General features: G+C 39.5%; 19 protein-coding genes. 6 read left to right on the top strand and 13 right to left on the bottom strand.

Annotation, left to right across the window (positions count from 1 at the left end; all coding sequences use genetic code 11):
* Positions 1-516 precede the first annotated feature (516 nt).
* Positions 517-1,182 (bottom strand): tetratricopeptide repeat protein, encoded by a 666-nt coding sequence (locus BLR37_RS23330; protein WP_039479455.1) that lies wholly within the window; start codon positions 1,180-1,182, stop codon positions 517-519.
* A gap of 122 nt (positions 1,183-1,304) precedes the next feature.
* Positions 1,305-1,697 carry a hypothetical protein gene (locus tag BLR37_RS23325; protein WP_143009655.1) on the bottom strand — a complete coding sequence of 131 codons (393 nt, stop codon included), beginning with the start codon at positions 1,695-1,697 and terminating at the stop codon, positions 1,305-1,307.
* A 123-nt stretch (positions 1,698-1,820) separates the two neighbouring features.
* Between BLR37_RS23325 and recF the strand changes: the two genes are divergently transcribed.
* Both recF and BLR37_RS23315 read left to right on the top strand, forming a co-directional pair.
* Entirely contained in the window at positions 1,821-2,924 is a 1,104-nt protein-coding gene (recF, locus tag BLR37_RS23320; RefSeq protein ID WP_090772882.1) for a DNA replication/repair protein RecF, read from the top strand.
* Positions 2,917-3,207, top strand: coding sequence for a DciA family protein (locus tag BLR37_RS23315; RefSeq protein WP_039479462.1), 291 nt, complete (start codon positions 2,917-2,919; stop codon positions 3,205-3,207). The genes recF and BLR37_RS23315 overlap by 8 nt, the downstream gene beginning before the upstream one ends.
* Before the next feature lie 78 nt (positions 3,208-3,285).
* On the opposite strand, the gene BLR37_RS23310 is transcribed toward BLR37_RS23315, so the two are convergent.
* The 3 genes from BLR37_RS23310 to BLR37_RS23300 all read right to left on the bottom strand — a co-directional run bounded on the left by BLR37_RS23310 (position 3,286) and on the right by BLR37_RS23300 (position 5,081).
* The gene (locus BLR37_RS23310; RefSeq protein ID WP_208599718.1) at positions 3,286-3,462 is read right to left on the bottom strand and encodes a hypothetical protein; all 177 of its coding nucleotides are present in this window, start codon (positions 3,460-3,462) and stop codon (positions 3,286-3,288) included.
* Between the two features lie 298 nt (positions 3,463-3,760).
* Positions 3,761-4,528, bottom strand: coding sequence for a BamJ family beta-barrel-assembly machinery protein (bamJ, locus tag BLR37_RS23305; protein WP_090772880.1), 768 nt, complete (start codon positions 4,526-4,528; stop codon positions 3,761-3,763).
* A gap of 133 nt (positions 4,529-4,661) precedes the next feature.
* On the bottom strand, positions 4,662-5,081 hold the full coding sequence (locus tag BLR37_RS23300) for a nucleoside-diphosphate kinase (protein WP_039479466.1): 420 nt from the start codon (positions 5,079-5,081) through the stop codon (positions 4,662-4,664).
* A 207-nt stretch (positions 5,082-5,288) separates the two neighbouring features.
* Here BLR37_RS23300 and BLR37_RS23295 point away from each other — a divergent pair, with 207 nt between their 5' ends.
* The 4 genes from BLR37_RS23295 (at position 5,289) to BLR37_RS23280 (ending at position 9,415) form a co-directional block, all read left to right on the top strand.
* On the top strand, positions 5,289-6,302 hold the full coding sequence (locus BLR37_RS23295) for a DHH family phosphoesterase (RefSeq protein WP_090772878.1): 1,014 nt from the start codon (positions 5,289-5,291) through the stop codon (positions 6,300-6,302).
* A gap of 44 nt (positions 6,303-6,346) precedes the next feature.
* A complete protein-coding gene (locus BLR37_RS23290; protein ID WP_039479470.1) occupies positions 6,347-7,339 on the top strand; it encodes an FKBP-type peptidyl-prolyl cis-trans isomerase in 993 nt (330 codons plus the stop codon).
* 153 nt (positions 7,340-7,492) lie between these two features.
* Positions 7,493-8,461, top strand: a complete 969-nt coding sequence (locus tag BLR37_RS23285; protein WP_090772901.1) for an FKBP-type peptidyl-prolyl cis-trans isomerase — start codon at positions 7,493-7,495, stop codon at positions 8,459-8,461.
* A gap of 318 nt (positions 8,462-8,779) precedes the next feature.
* Positions 8,780-9,415 carry a LuxR C-terminal-related transcriptional regulator gene (locus BLR37_RS23280; RefSeq protein WP_090772876.1) on the top strand — a complete coding sequence of 212 codons (636 nt, stop codon included), beginning with the start codon at positions 8,780-8,782 and terminating at the stop codon, positions 9,413-9,415.
* 43 nt (positions 9,416-9,458) lie between these two features.
* Here BLR37_RS23280 and BLR37_RS23275 read toward each other — a convergent pair whose 3' ends face one another.
* The 8 genes from BLR37_RS23275 to BLR37_RS23240 all read right to left on the bottom strand — a co-directional run bounded on the left by BLR37_RS23275 (position 9,459) and on the right by BLR37_RS23240 (position 16,209).
* Positions 9,459-9,881 carry an SH3 domain-containing protein gene (locus tag BLR37_RS23275; protein WP_090772874.1) on the bottom strand — a complete coding sequence of 141 codons (423 nt, stop codon included), beginning with the start codon at positions 9,879-9,881 and terminating at the stop codon, positions 9,459-9,461.
* An 8-nt stretch (positions 9,882-9,889) separates the two neighbouring features.
* Positions 9,890-10,354, bottom strand: coding sequence for a BON domain-containing protein (locus BLR37_RS23270; protein WP_039479478.1), 465 nt, complete (start codon positions 10,352-10,354; stop codon positions 9,890-9,892).
* A 139-nt stretch (positions 10,355-10,493) separates the two neighbouring features.
* On the bottom strand, positions 10,494-10,964 hold the full coding sequence (locus tag BLR37_RS23265; RefSeq protein ID WP_090772872.1) for a CYTH domain-containing protein: 471 nt from the start codon (positions 10,962-10,964) through the stop codon (positions 10,494-10,496).
* Positions 10,964-12,913 (bottom strand): beta-N-acetylhexosaminidase, encoded by a 1,950-nt coding sequence (locus BLR37_RS23260; RefSeq protein WP_090772870.1) that lies wholly within the window; start codon positions 12,911-12,913, stop codon positions 10,964-10,966. The genes BLR37_RS23265 and BLR37_RS23260 overlap by 1 nt, the downstream gene beginning before the upstream one ends.
* Before the next feature lie 230 nt (positions 12,914-13,143).
* A complete protein-coding gene (locus BLR37_RS23255; protein ID WP_090772868.1) occupies positions 13,144-13,533 on the bottom strand; it encodes a DUF7793 family protein in 390 nt (129 codons plus the stop codon).
* A gap of 14 nt (positions 13,534-13,547) precedes the next feature.
* A complete protein-coding gene (locus tag BLR37_RS23250) occupies positions 13,548-14,018 on the bottom strand; it encodes a hypothetical protein (RefSeq protein WP_090772866.1) in 471 nt (156 codons plus the stop codon).
* Between the two features lie 30 nt (positions 14,019-14,048).
* Positions 14,049-15,413: an aldehyde dehydrogenase family protein gene (locus BLR37_RS23245; RefSeq protein ID WP_090772864.1), complete on the bottom strand. Its 1,365-nt coding sequence runs from the start codon at positions 15,411-15,413 to the stop codon at positions 14,049-14,051.
* Positions 15,414-15,495: 82 nt separating this feature from the next.
* Positions 15,496-16,209 carry a gamma-glutamyl-gamma-aminobutyrate hydrolase family protein gene (locus BLR37_RS23240; protein WP_090772862.1) on the bottom strand — a complete coding sequence of 238 codons (714 nt, stop codon included), beginning with the start codon at positions 16,207-16,209 and terminating at the stop codon, positions 15,496-15,498.
* Positions 16,210-16,299 lie beyond the last annotated feature (90 nt).

Raw genomic sequence — 16,299 nt, 5'->3', positions numbered from 1 at the left:
GGGTAGATTTAATCTTCACAGCCTGCTCCGTATCGATAACTGAAAGACAGCAGTGGAAATCTTTTTTGGACACATCAATCCCGATTGAATACTTTAGATTACTCATAGTCTATAGATTAGAATAAGACAATCAGAAACTAGTCTCAGTCTTTGCTCATGTTAATCGCTGATCCAGATACTCTGATCTGGTCAATAGGTACTGTTCTGACTTTAAGAAGTAAAAAAGAGAGGATAATCCTCTCCGTCAACATCTGTAATATTTCGTGTCTAGCGGGACCTCAACTTGCCTCTCTTTTCTGATTGTTATATATAAATATAAAGATATGAGCGGGGCTGAACCAGGCCAAAAGCATCTGCTGCTGATTTTCAAATAAAAAGAATATTTTTTTATAGTAATGCTAGCCCACACAGATGAAGTTGGGGTGTTTCTATTGTTTGGTGAGTCACCAAACATGGGGGTAAACAAAAAAAGACCATCTTTCGATGATCTTTTCTTAATGTATAGTTAGTTAATGATTATTTAACTTGTTCTTGTGCTCTTGCGATGTAAGCATCAATTAACTGTGCTTCTGCGCTTTCAGGGTATTGTGTTTTTACCTTAGTATAAGCATCAAGCGCACCTTTAAAATCTTTAAGGTTTTCGTTAACCAATCCTAATTTCTTTAAAAACATTGGCGAAGTAAATTTACTGGCCTTATCTGCAGCTTTTTTGTAATAAGTAGCAGCTTGTTTATAATCTTTTAATTCGCTGTAAGCATCGCCTAACAAACCTAAAGCCAATGGATCTGCAACCGGGCTACCAGTAGCGCTATATTTGCTTAACGATTCTACTGCTTGTTTAAACTCGCCTTTACGTAAATAAATGCCGCCTAAATAAAGGTTGGCTAAATTTGCCGATTTGGTATTATCGTATTCTTTGGCAATTTGCTCAAAGCCTGGGAAACCAGCGTCACCTTTAACTGCTTTGTTCGATAATGAATCTACTCCAACATATTGCTCTGCTTTGTACATTTTGCTCGCAGCTTCTTCAGCACGGCCTTTTAAGTACACGCCCTGATACCAAAGGTAGATGAGAACTAATACAACTACAGCGCCTGCTATAAAAAGTAAGCTCTTGTTATTCTCTTGTAAAAATGAACCTTTTTTAGTCGGTTGAATTGTCTGATTATCTGTTGTAGACATGTTTGTTTAAAAAATTAAGATTGCAAAAATACATTTTTCAATCAAAGTATCAATCTTTATTTTGAAGTATTTAATTAAACATTAGTTATTTAGGAACCAAAAGTGTAAAATGCCCGCGACAATTAACGGAGCAGGCTAATTAGCGTGTTAAACCAGGTTTGGTTGTCGCTAAAAATACCTGTACGGTTAATTACCAGATAAACGGTTTGGCTTTGCGTGCGGCTAATGGTTGAGCGGATGCGGATAGGCTGCCAGAACAGACCAAAATTTTTAATCGGCGAAGCAGGAAACAGCTCGTCGAAACCCATGTAAACCTCTTCGATATTTGATAAAGGCACCTCCAGCTGTTCATCGCCCGTAATAAAAATTCCGTTCGAAGCCAGCAGTATATTACCCTCGTGTTTGTGTATCGGCTTTAAAAATGAAAATAAACCGGCTAATTTTTTAATCCAGCTCGTGCCCTTTTCATTGGTCAGTTCATGATCGTAAGACCACAGAACATTTCCCTCTAACATTTTTTGTGCAACCATTGAAATTTTTTCCTTGCTATGAAAGTACAATATTTTTAAATGTAATTAACGTTAATTTTAAACAATGAATGTTTAGCGGCTAAAAAACGGTAAATTTGTGACATATTTATGTGGTTAAAGAACATTACCCTGCTCAATTTCAAGAACTATGCCGATGCAGACCTCCGTTTTTCGGATACTGTGAACGTGTTTACGGGTAATAACGGGTCGGGTAAAACCAACATGCTCGATGCCATCCACTACCTCTGCCTCTGTAAAAGCTATTTTAATCCCATCGATACCCAGCAGATCAAAACGGGTGAAGAAGTTTTTATGATCCAGGGAGATTTTGACCGTAGTGAAAAGAATGAAAAAATTTCCTGTGGTGTAAAGCGCAATCAGAAAAAGCAGTTTAAACGCAACAAAAAAGAGTATGATAAACTAGCCGATCATATCGGGCTGTTCCCGGTGGTGATGGTTTCGCCTTATGATGTAAACCTGATTATGGAGGGGAGCGAGGAACGCAGAAAGTTTATCGATAATGTAATTTCGCAAACCGACGGGCATTACCTCGATCAGCTGATTACCTATAACCGTATTCTGGCCAACCGCAATGCGCTGTTAAAGCAGATTGCCATTACACGTAAATACGACCCTGCCTTGCTCGAAATTTTAGATGAGCAACTGGTAATGGCCGGCAATAAAATCTTTGGTATCCGTAAGGCTTTTATGGATGAATTCATCCCGATGTTTAACCAGTATTACACTTATCTCACCGAAAACAGAGAAGTGGTAGAGCTGAATTACCAATCGCAGCTTAACGAGGCAACTTTTGAAGATTTGTTGAAAAAATCGGTAGAGAAAGACCGCATACTGGAGCGTACCACAACCGGGATACATAAAGATGAGCTGGCTTTTGTAATCAGCAATATGCCACTAAAGAAATTCGGTTCGCAGGGACAGCAGAAATCTTTTTTAATTGCCTTAAAACTGGCGCAATATGCTTACCTGGCTAAAAACAAGGGTTTTAAGCCTTTACTGTTGCTGGATGATATATTCGATAAACTGGACGATAACCGTGTTCAAAAATTAATGCAAATGGTTTCGCACCATGATTTTGGACAAATATTTATAACCGATACCGGAAAAGAAAGAGTAAAATCGATTTTTGAAAAGATAGAAGTTGATGTAACTTTGTTTGAAGTTGATAATGGAACTGTAGAAAATGCGTAAACCTAACGATGTTACTTTAAAAGATGCCATAAGCAAAATGCTTGATGTGTACCGCATACGCCGTAAGTTCGATGAAACTTCCATTCTGTCGGTATGGCCCGAAATTATGGGTACAGCTGTTGCTAACCGTACCAAGCAGATTTATATCCATGATAAAAAGCTTTTTTTAAGGATCGAATCGTCGGTAATTAAAAATGAACTGATTTTGGTACGTCAGGGTATTATCGAAAAACTGAATGAACATGCCGGAAGCGAAGTCATTACCGAAATGATCTTTTTGTAAATAAAGGGTATAAGCTTTTACCTATACCCTTAATATTTTACTGAATAAAACTCCAAACTAAAAACTCCAAGCTCCGAACTACCCTTTCCCTCCGCCAAATACCTTCGCTAAAATCCAGATCAGTAGCGCAACTACTACGACTACAATAATAATACCCGACCATACGCCGGCTTTAAAAATACCTTCTACCAGCTCGCAGCTACTTAAGGTAGTACACAAAAATGCAATTAATGCTATTGGGAATATCTTTTTCATATTGATGTTGATTTTTTAATAGCAACAGCAGATAATGAATAAAGTTTTGGAGGGTTTAATAATTGATTTGCGGGTAGCGTCAAATCAATAACCGTGGCGTCAGATGTTACCATCTGACGCGGTAGCTAATTCAAAGTAACAACGGTTTTGAAGGATCAGTCAGATGGTAACAACTGACTACACAGGAGAGGTAAAAAAAATCCTCATTTCGATAGCAGCCATGCGACCATCGAAATGAGGATTACAAAAGATGGATAATGCTTACATGCTCCATCTTCCATTTTTTCCGGAATGGAAATTATTTTCCGTTTACCTTCAACAACTCTACTTCGAAAATTAAGGTGCTATATGGTGGAATATCTGCACCTGCTCCGCGCTCGCCGTAAGCCAGGTTGTAAGGAATATAAAATTTGTATTTCGAACCTGCAGGCATTAACTGAACACCTTCTGTCCAACCCGGAATTACACGGTTTAACGGGAAAGAAATCGGCTCACCTCTGTCGTAAGAGTTATCAAACTGTTTGCCGTTTAATAAAGTACCTTTATAATGTACCAACACCGAATCGGTAGCTGCTGGTTTAACTCCTGTGCCGGCAGTTAAAACTTCGTATTGCAAACCACTTGCTGTAGTTTGTACGCCTGCGCGTTTTTTGTTTTGTTCTAAAAATTCTTGTCCTTCTTTCATAACTGGCGCATATTTAATTCTGTTTGCTTCAATTTCTGCTTTGTTTTTTACGGCCGATGCTTTAGCTAATGCTTCATTAATGCATTGCTGTGCCTGTTGCTGGTCTAAAACCACTTTGCCACCGGTAAATGCATCTTTTAAGCCTTTTAATAAAACCTCGTAATTAAGGGTAGATAAACCGGTAGTTTTTAAACCGGCCCCGATTGAGGTTCCAAATGCATAGCTGGTAGAATCTAAAGTAGATTTTAATGCCACAACGGTTGTGGTTTTACTTACTGTGGTTGTTTTTTTTGCAACAGGTTTTTTTGCTGCAGTTTTCGTTTGTGCGTAAGAGGCAGCAGCAATACCCGAAAGGCATGCCACTAAGAAAATTCTTTTCATTGATTATTTATGTAGTAATTGTATTTAGCAGGTAAATTGATCGACCTATTTTTAAAGCACGAAAGATACAAAAATGCTAAAACAATAAAACCCCGAAAATTCGGGGTTTTATTGCAAATATTTTGTTTGTTACTTAGAAACGCTCGTCTGCTTTGAAGAAGAAGTTTCCTTCAATTTCTGCATTCTCGTCAGAATCTGAACCGTGAACAGCATTTGCATCGATAGATTTTGCATATTTCTGACGGATAGTACCTTCTGCAGCTTCAGCAGGGTTAGTAGCACCGATTAATTTTCTGAAATCTTCAATTGCATTGTCTTTTTCTAGTATAGCAGCTACAATAGGTCCTGAAGACATGAAGCTAACTAAATCTTTATAGAAAGGACGCTCAGCGTGTACTGCGTAAAACTGACCAGCAGTTTCTTCTGTTAGTTTAGTATATTTTAATGCAATGATTTTAAAACCTGCATTGGTAATGTCGTTGATAATAGATCCGATATGGCCGTTTGCTACTGCATCTGGCTTAATCATGGTAAAAGTTCTGTTAGTGCTCATTGTGCTTTGATATCATTTTTTTTGCAAAAATACGTTTTAATTGATGAATAATCAATAATCATTCTTTTTCGGTCGGGAATGGATATTAATTATTGTAGTAAGGCTGTAAAAAGGCAATTTCAGCCCGTTTTTAAAACAATGACAGACCAAACTTAAAATCTTTCCATCCTATACTAAATTTACTTAGCTTTGCAGCGCAAAAAATATATGCTTACACTACCCGAATTAAAAACATTACTGGCTTCGCCACAGCACATTGTAATTACCACGCATCATAAACCAGATGGCGATGCAATGGGTTCATCATTGGGCCTGTATGGCTATTTGATTCAGAAAGGTCATCACGTTAAGGTAATTACGCCTACAGATTATCCTGCTTTTTTACATTGGATGCCAAACAATGGCGATGTAATCATTTTTACAGAACAACATGAAGAGGCCGCCAGGTTAGTAGCAGAGGCATCTGTAATTTTTTGTCTTGATTTTAACACCTTGAGCCGCATTAACGAACTCGGTGAGTTGGTTAGGGCTGCAAGTGCTAAAAAAATCATGATCGATCACCATTTGGAGCCTGAAGATTTCGACGATTACCGCTGCTGGGATATTAATGCCTGTGCTGCTGCGCAACTGGTGTACGAATTTATTGTAAATCAGTTACAGGATGGCGAGTTGATTAACAAAGATGTTGCCTCTTGCCTGTACACGGGAATTATGACCGATTCGGGATCGTTCCGCTTTTCGTCAGCTACAGCTGAAGTGTACCGTATTGCTGCCAATCTGATTGATTTAGGTGCCGACCAGGCAAAAATTCACGAACTGGTTTACGATAACTCGAGCGAAAACCGCCTGCGCTTTTTAGGCTATTGCCTGTCTAATAAGCTCGAAGTTTTAAGGGATTACAATACCGCCATTATTTCGGTGACCAAAGAGGAGCTGGCACAATACAATAGCATTACCGGCGATACGGAAGGTGTGGTAAATTATGCGCTTTCTATTAACGGTATCCGTTTGGCCGCGCTGATTGTTGAGCGTACCGATAAAGTAAAGCTATCTGTAAGGTCGACAGGAGTTTTTCCGGCCAACGAGATCTGTAAAAAGTATTTTAATGGTGGTGGGCACAGAAATGCTGCCGGCGGGGCATCAGAAAAACCATTAAATGATGTAGTTTCGGAATTTAAATCGATATTAGAAGATTATAAAGAACAATTGCTGGCCGGATAGGACAGAATAAAACAATCAAAACTTAAAAAAGTCAAATTAAATTAATGAAAAAGGGAATTATTATTCTAGCTGCAGCCACTTTAGGTTTAGCTGCATGTAACAAAGAGAAAAAGGGAGCAGGAGGGTTATTGTATACCATTCACCATTCGGCTGGTAACGAAAAAATTAAAGAAGGTGATATCGTTAAAATGAACTTCATTCAGAAAAACGATAAAGATTCGGTATTGGCAAGCACATTCGACAGCGAAACTCCGGCAGTTTTCCCTGCACAGAAAAAAATGTACGCTGGTGATATGAATGATGTATTAACTTTGTTCGGAGAGGGTGATAGCGCAACTTTTAAAGTAAATTTGGATACTATGGCTTTCCATAGCAAACAACCAAAACCTGAGCAATTCAAAAACGATAAATACATCACTTTTACTGTAAAAATCGAGAAAGTATTCAAGAAAAAAGCTGGCGAAGCTGATTCTACTTTCAACAAAAGAGCTTCAGAATTTTTCCAGGCAGATTACAAAGCAACAGCTGATAAAAAGAAAGCTGCTGAGCCTGCTAAATTAAAAGCTTATATCGACGATAATAAATTAACTACTAAAACTACTGCAAGCGGTTTACAGTACATTATAGAAAATGCAGGTAGTGCAGAAAAAGCAGCTGTTGGCGATACTGTATTAATTAATTATACTGGTAGAGTTACCAAAAAGAACAAAGATGGTAAATACAAAATCTTTGATACCAGCGATGAAAAATTAGCAAAAGCTGAAAATGAGTTTAAACCAGGTAAACCTTATGGCCCTCAAAAAATGCCTGTAGGTGGTACAATCCCTGGATTTACTGAAGGTTTACAGTTAATTGGTAAAGGCGGTAAAATTCAGTTAATTATCCCTTCTAACTTGGGTTACGGCGAGCAAGGTGCTCCGCAAGTGGGTATTATGCCATTTAGCCCAATTGCTTTCGAAGTAGAAATTAAAGATATTATTAAAGGAAAACCTGCTCCGGTACAAGCTCCAATGCCTGCTCCGGTAGTTAAAAAATAATTTTTAATAACCGATCAAGAAAATCCTGCTTATTTATTTAAGCAGGATTTTTTTTGGTCGTTTTTTTGCTGTAGGAGCGAAATAAAACATTTCTACGATTTATTGAAGCTTATTATAGTCTATCTTTGTAGGGATTTATACGGATTAATGAAAATGAAAAACGGAATTATTATACTATTGGCTGCAGCTTTAGGCCTTTCGGCTTGTAACAGATTTGAAAAAGGCGAAGGCGATATGACTTACAAAATCTATAAAAGTGATGGTAAGCCAAAAATCCAGGATGGCGACTATGTAAAATTAAATGGTATACAAACAGTAGAAACCAATACCAATCCGGATTCGGTGATGGTAAATACTTACGATAATGAGCGCCCGGCATTTTTTGCGATTAGTAAATCAATGTTTAAAGGCGATTTGGCTTCTGGTTTAAAGCTACTGGGTGAAGGTGATAGTGCCGTTTTTAAGCTGAATTTAGATTCGATGGAGAAATATTCAGGGCAGCCCAAACCAAAAGGCTTAAAATCGAATATTGCTTCTTTTACCATTAAAATTGAGAAGGTATTGCATAAGGGAAAAGATCCGGATTCGATTTTCGATGCTAAAAAACGACTTTTCTTCGAAGCAGAATACAAAGCCCTAAACGAAAAGAACAAAGTAGTAGAGCCAGCAAAAATTGCTAAATATATAGCCGATAATCAACTTAAAGTTACCACAGCTCCATCCGGACTGCAGTATGTAATTGCTGCACCGGGTAATTCAGAAAGAGCGGTTTTAACCGATACCGTATTAATCGATTATACGGGGCAGTTCACCAATAAAAAATCGAACGGAAGCATTAACGTTTTTGATACATCAGATGCTAAAACGGCAAAAGAAGCAGGTGTTTTTTCAGAAAGTGTACAATATGTGCCACGTAAATTGCCTTTAGGTCAATTGCCTCAGGGGGTAGTGCAAGGCATTCAGTTAATTGGAGTGGGCGGAAAAATTAAAATGATTTTACCATCACGCTTAGGTTTCGGCGAAAATGGTGGTGGCCCTATTAATCCGTTTACACCATTGGTTTTCGATGTAGAATTAAAAGGTATTATTAAACCCGGAATGGAACAGGTGCTGAGTAAATAAAATCATAAATCAAATACTTAAAGCACAAAGTACTACTACTTTGTGCTTTTTTTATGCTTGCTAAATTGTAAAACTGTAGGAGATAGTTAAATAAATGATTAAATTAGTTTAGCTAAAACTAATCATCCCGCATAGTTCGCTCATTAGTTCATGCGAAAAACCTATTTGAAGTCTATCCTATCTGAGAACATAAAATTTATGGCTTTTAATAAAACGCGCTTACCCAGGTAAAAAGATGTAAACTAAATTGTAAAGCTTTGGCTAAACCATTACGGAGTAGTGCGGGTTATTAAGAGATAAATAGCTAAACTAAACTTTATGCAGAAGATTAAGGTCTTTTTGGTTGATGATACCCCTACGTTGACAAGATGCCTGGAAAAGGTACTAAACAAAGCTACCAATATCATGGTTGCAGGGAATGCCATTTTCGCAGCAGCTAATCAAAAGGTTATTCAGGAAAATGTGCCTGATATTGTCATTATAAATTTAAGTAGTAACGAGAAAAAGGGGGCTGAGCTGGTGGGGATGATTACCAAAGAATTTATTGCGCTGAAAGTTATTGTGCTCTCTACACACGATGATTTTAACAGCATTTCTGCCATGCTAAAATCAGGTGTTAAAGGATATTTACTGGCAGATGTAAAGCATTCTGAGTTAAATAAGGCTATTAATAAGGTAATGCAGGATGAGACTTATATTCAAAATACTGTTGCCGGTAAATTTATTAATGGCTATCAAAAGGAAAACCACGTTAAGGCCATCAATAACCTTTCGCCTCGTGAAGTAGAAATTATCAGACTGATAGCAAAAGAGCATACTTCTGCAGATATTGGGAAGATGCTTTTCATTTCAGAACATACGGTAGAAACCCATCGTAAAAATATCTGGCGTAAAGCCGGCGTTAAATCTATTGTTGGTTTGTTAAATTTTGCCCGCGAACACCAATTGATTTAAATGATAAGCCCTCAGAGTTTAAAACTATGAGGACTTATTGCTTTTAGGCCTGCGCTTCTAAATATTGCGCGTAACAATAGCCTTCTTCACCATCGTTGGTTCTTACCAGCCACCATAAATCGTTACTTCTGTTTACCAAAGTAATGATTTCGCCATGAGCGGCTTTACCAACAATGGGCTGGTCGGTGCCGGGCCCCTTGCGGATATTTAAATTGCTGCTTTCTGTAACCACCTTGGCATGAGTAACGGCAGCATCAATGGCTACATTTACATTCAGTACAAGGTCGCCGGAGGCAAAATTAGGGTCAATTTGATTGTAAACTTCCCAAAGGTGATCTTTGGTGGCCCCATCTGCTGCGGTACCATCAATGTATAAAACCCCATCCTGTTCCCTTACGGCTAAATCGGTAATACCTGCTGCAGTTGCTGCATCGGTTAGTGCGCTGTATTTATCTTGTAATGACATGGCTGCGGTTATTTAATGGTTAGTTTATTGTCGATCTTTTTGGGTTTTAATGCACTTAAATGCTGCATTAAGGTAATTAACGAAGCTTTTTTAAGCTCGCCTGTTAGCACGATTACACCATCCTTTACTTCGGCTTTTACCGTCGGGAAGTCTTTGGTCGCATCGGCAACATTTTTAATCAGAGCAGAATCATCTGCAATTACTACAGGAGCCGCTACGGGTTTAACGGTTAAGTTGTTGATGACAGATTTTACGCCTTTTTCTGCCTTTGCAATTTCTTCTGCTTTAGCTTTTGTGGCTTCATCATCAACTTCTCCTGTTAAGGTTACATCGCCTTTGGTAACCGCTACCGTAATGCCGGCAGCTTCTTTGGCCTGGATGGCAGCCTGAATGGCAGCATCTTTGGGTTTGCAACTGGCTAAAAATAGCGTGGCTGCAATCACCGTACTCATTAATAACTTGGTTGTTTTCATCCTTTTTGGTTTAATATTGATATGATTTAAAATTTAAAATATTTCAACTGAAATAATAATCTTATCGGCGGGATGAATTCGAATAAACTAATATATGAAATGCGTTTAATTCATTTATAAATAAAATTTAAATAAACTGTTAAATCCAGTCTTTATAGGGGCTAATGGTAAGGTTTGAATTATAATATTTTTCTTCTTCGGTAACTTCGTGGCTTATCCAGTCAGGGAGGCTAAAAGTTTCGGTTTCGCTTTCGAGCTCGATTTCGGCCACAATTAAACCTTCGTTCCGGCCCGAAAAAACATCTACTTCCCATATTTTGCCTTCGAACACAATTTCATAACGTGTTTTTGAAAGTTCCGATTGTGAAAAATGATCTAAAAGTTCTACAGCTTCGCTAAGCGGAATCTCATACTCATATTCCAGGCGGGAAGCACCAACAGTTTGCCCTTTTATGGTTAAAAAGCCTTTGGTTTCTGTTGCCCGTACCCGTACGGTTTTATCTTTATCGGTAAGTAAATAGCCTTGTCTAAACTGCTTTCCGGCCGGTTTGATCAGGCTATCCCATTTTTGTTGGTTGATCAGGAATTTGCGCTCTATTTCTTTACCCATTACTTTGATCTTTTCTGTAAATCTGCAACAGGCATGCTAATTAATCTGCCAATGGGCTGTTTACCGCGGTAGGTAATTACACGTAGCATACTGGCATCTTTAGGTACCTGTAGCGCTCCGGTATATTTAGGGTAAAAACGATCAGGTGTCGAATTGTCAAAGCTATAGTAAATATCTAAGCCATCTATCTCGGGGGTTAGCTCTACCATTAATTGTTTATCGGCACTGCGTTTTACAGTAAAAATCGGGTCGTAAATGGCTGGCGAGTATTTAATCTCGGCAAAATCCAGGCGTTTAAAATGCTGCTCTGTACGGTCAACAAAATTGGTCCAGTTTTTCTTTTCGATAGGGCTCCATACCGATTCGGAAATCGCAAAAGCACGTGGCCAAAGCATGTATTCTACCTGGCGGAAGGTGAAAACCTGCTCCGTCCAAAGGTTAGCCTGCCCGCCAATAACATACTGTGCATTTACACTGGCCGGTACTGGGTTAAACTGATAGGCTTTATTTAACCTTAACGAGGCATAAACCCTGGGTTCGGTTATGGCATCGGCCTGCATATAATCCAGATAGGCAAAATCAGTAGGACTCATCACCACATTGTGTTTATCGTTAGCAGCCTGTATACCATATTTCATGCCCCTCCAGCTCATTACAGCCGCAGTTGGCGATACACCACCTTCTAAAATCTCATCCCAACCCATAAATTTTTTACCTTTTGCCATTACAATCTGCTCCACCCGTTTTTCGAAATAAGCCTGAACCTGTGGAATGGTTTTTAAGCCTTCTCTTTGCATGAGTTGCTTAATCTGGTCGTTCTTCTCCCAAAAATTATGCGAAGCCTCATCGCCACCCATGTGGATGTATTCGAAAGGGAAAAGTTTGGCCACCTGGGTAATTACGGTATCTAAAAAGGTATAAACTTTTTCGTTGGCAGGGCAGAGGGTATTATCTACCAGCGCAATTGGAGGGGCGCCACGGCTCCAGTCCATTATTTTTTCGCCCGAGCGTACTTTGTAATTCACGGCATCGGGTGTACATGAAAGCTCGGGATACGAGGCAATGATGGCTAAACTGTGTCCAGGTACATCAATTTCGGGCAGGATGTTTACAAAACGTTCCTGCGCATATTGTACCAGCTCTTTAATATCTTCCTGGGTATAAAAGCCTCCATAGGTGCGGGGCTCATCTGGCGTAGGTGGAATAAAATCGCCAAAGGTTCCTGTTTTTTTAACGCTCCAGGCACCTATTTCAGTCAGCTTAGTCAATCCTTTAATTTCGATGCGCCAGCCTTCATCGTCAGCCAGGTGCAAATGCAGCAGGTTAAACTTATAGCGCACCATATCATCAATAAACTGCTTTACTTCCTGTTTGGTAAAAAAGTGACGGGCTACATCGAACATTAAGCCACGCCAGCCCAGTTTAGGGTAATCTACTACATCTACACAAGATGCCTTCCATTTAATATCTTTTACCAGTTCTTTACTTTCAATTTCGGCCGGGAAGAGTTGTAATAAAGATTGCACGCCATAGAAAATACCTGCAGGTTTATTAGCGGTGATGACTACCTGCGTAGGGTTTACGTTTAATTTGTATCCTTCAGCTCCTAGTTGGGTATCATCCTGGGCATTCAGGATCAGTTTTATAGTAGGGTGTGTAGAGCTGGCCAAAGTGCTCACAAACTTTCCGGTAGCGGTTGTAATGCGGTCTGATAAGTAGGCAATCGACTGCTTAAGTTCGGCGCTTTTGGTGGTCTGTATAATTACATTTTCGGGTAAAGTAAAGGTACCGGTCTTTTTCATCAACGATACAGGCTCCGGAATAATGGCACAAGGCGTTTGAACAAGGCTACCTTCTGCGTCGCCGCTTTCAGTTTCTGAAATAATATTTTGAGCGAAAGTGCTGGCTGTAACGAAGCAGCAGGTGATAATCAGGAATAATTTTTTCATTAAATAATTAACTGCGGATTAACCGAATAAGTATTAACCTGCAATTTATTAAAAAGATTTTAATCGGAGGCGTTTGCGGGTTGAGAAATGTGTAAAGCATTCAGTTTAGGGCAAAACAATAAGCATCTGCGTAAATCTGTTTAATCTGCAGGAAAAATAAAGTGCGAAGAATTAAAATGTTATCCCGCAGATTTCGCTGATGAACGCAGAAATATATGGCGAAGCTTAAATTACAAAAAACGTTTCAACCATTCCATAGCCTTTTCATCATCGGTAAACGATTTCATGGGGATGGGAGGGTTTTGGAATTTAAATAGCAGTTTCATGATAAACTGAGCGAGGCCTGGCTTCGATACTATAGCCATAGCAGTATAAATCGCAGGCAATTGTTCTGTCGAAAATTTTCGGGTTGCTTTATCCGGGATTGGTGAATTTTTGAGGTAAATTAACAGCGGTACTTTTCTGTTATTGGTGATTTCTTTTACCAGCGCAACGTTGGCCCCGATGTTTTCTACTGTACGTAAAATACTTTTACTGTAAGCAACCAGTATGCCTGTATCGGTAAGCAGGTAATCGGCAATTTCGTCTGCTATTAATTCAGTCTCTTTGTGATCGATCATGTATGATTAAAAAATTAAAGGGCTGCGGTTAATTTTCTGGCCACTTGTTTTAATGCTTCTTTATTGGTTTTTCTGGTGATTTTGTTGACTTTCATTCTGATTAGGGCATTTCCCTTTCTAACGATGAGGATGCAGAAGTTTTTGCCATCAGAATGGAATAGCGCCTGATCGCCAATATCATCAATTTGGTGCTGCCCTGAAAGTCCGCGGTTTTGTGCACCAATTGTGCTAAACATTTTTTCGGAAGCTGCAGCCGTTTTATAGGTTTCCAATAAATAATTAAGATTGCTAACCTGTTGGTTCACATTGGTAGTATAAACAGATGTATACCTGACCACTGTATCGCGGTTTTCGGTTTTGTTTTCTACCAGCGTGGCTTTTTGACCCAGTATTTTTTCGGCATCAGCTGACGGGAGATATTTATCTGCTCCATTTTGGCGATTTGATGCGAAAAGAAAAAGAAGCAAAAAGGCCAGAATTTTCATAGCAGCTTATTTATATCACGAATATACTGATTAACCTCTTAAATGATATCCTTTTGGTTTAGTGAATGCCCGCAGGCCCTGATGTGAAAGGGTTGCCCCAATACCCGAATATTTCCTACCACTCCACGGAAGGGCAGCGCTTACCCTGTCGCAGCAATTCCAGTAACCTGAGCCTGCATCCAGCTGCGCGAGTATTTTTTCTGCCCGCGATTGATCTGCAGTATAAACAGCTGCGGTTAAACCATAATCGGTATCCTGCATCATTTTTAAAGCCTCGTTATCGTCTTTAACCTTCATGATGCCGATTATTGGGCCAAAGCTTTCTTCCTGCATCACCAGCATATCGTTAGTTACTTTGGTTAAAACTGTGGGCTCAAAATAATAACCCTTTCCCTGAGGGGCTTTACCGCCTGTTACGAGTTTAGCTCCTTTGTTCAGGGCGTCTTTAATCTGGTTTTCCAAAATTGCAATCTGCGCTTTTCGGGTTAATGCACCAATATATACGTCATCAGTTGTAGGTAAGCCAATTTTCCAGCTTTTTACTTCATCAACAAAGGAAGAAAGGTAGGCCTCATAGTTTTTCTCATGCACATAAATGCGTTCAACCGAGCAGCAGCTTTGTCCGTTATTATAAAAAGCACCATCGGCCGTGCCAATTGCAGCGGCAGCAACATCGGCCACATCTTCGGCAATATACAGCGGATCTTTACCGCCCAGTTCCAGCTGGCAGGGCACCATTTTCGGGGCTACTTTTTCGTAAATGTATTTGCCGGTTTGGTTAGAGCCGGTAAAGAAATAGCCATTAAAATCCATTTCCAGTAAAGCTGCACCAGTTTCTTTAGCCCCAACGGCTACCTGAAAAACCTGTTCGGGTACACCGGCTTGCTTCAATAATTTTTCAATTTGAAGTCCGGTTAGGGTAGCATATTCTGATGGTTTGTACATGACGGCATTTCCGCTTAAGAGGGCAGGGATAAAAACATTTACGCCCACCAGGTAAGGATAGTTCCAGGCAGAAATATTACATACTACACCTAAAGGCTCGTATTTTATGATCTCTTTTAGTCCGGGTTCATCAACCATCACTTCATCCGAGAGGTATTTTTCGGCATGATCGAGCATCCATTTAATCCGTGCCCTTGCGCCGTTAATTTCGTTGCGCGATTGCTGCAGGGGTTTACCCATCTCGCTGGTTAATACCGAAGCCAGTTCTTCCGTCTCCTCAGCCAGTAAATCGCTAAACCTCGCTATAACCGAAATCCTTTCGGCAAGGGGTTTACCGGCCCATAGTGGTTGCGCTTTTTTAAGGGAATCCAATTTGGTTTGAAGTGTTAACGGGGTATCTTCCTGCAAAGTGCGTATTACTTCTTCGGTCGCGGGGTTAATGATCTGCATATTCTTTATTTTTTTTCACAGATTTTTAATAAGGATTAACATCCTCAATTAGCTTAAAAATTGCTATCTGTGTTTATTTCTCCTATCTGTGGTTAATATTTAGTTTTATCGCATTAATAAAGGCATTGTGTATGTTTTTGCTAAAAGGGCCTTGCTGGTCTTTTAACCTTTCAGGATGCCATTGTACAAACAAGAGAAAGGATTTTCCTTCGGGATGCATGCGTTCCATAGCCTCAACAACGCCATCTGCTGATATTGCACTGGCTACAAGACCTTTCCCGGTTCTATCGGTACTTTGGTGGTGATTGCTGTTTACCAGACCTTTATCGGTATTTACGATGCCGCTTAACCAGGAAGAGGGATTGATGGAAATTTCATGGTAGCGGTCTGATTTGTCGGGCATTTTAGCATGGTCGAATTTGCCCCAGGTGGGGATATCAGGAATCAGCGTGCCGCCAAAAAATACATTACCCACCTGTATGCCCCGACAAATACCCAGAACAGGGATGGCGTTGGCCTCGGTATAGGCCAAAACCTTAAATTCAAATTCATCGCGGCTTTCGTCGATATCATCTTCGTAGCAAAACGGATAATACTCAGGGTGCTGGTAAAAACGAGGGTGTACATCTTCACCACCGGTTAATACAATACCCTGGCATTTTTTTATCTCGTCGAAATTATTGAGTTTATAACCCAGCTGAATTACTTCAACGGTTTCGTTGTACGATAAGACCCAGTTGCGGTAAATATCAAATTTACTGCAATCGGTAACCCCAATTATTATTTTATCAGACATTACTATTTATTTTTTTGCCACAGATTTCACAGATAACACAGATTTGGATTGCGATTTTTTATTTAAGTAATGCCGCCTTTTATCCGTGTT

This window comes from Pedobacter soli, assembly GCF_900101435.1.
In the GTDB taxonomy this organism is placed as follows: Bacteria; Bacteroidota; Bacteroidia; order Sphingobacteriales; family Sphingobacteriaceae; genus Pedobacter; species Pedobacter soli.
The sequence above is the reverse complement of the archived record's forward strand: the minus strand, read 5'-3'. Positions and strand labels throughout refer to the sequence as shown.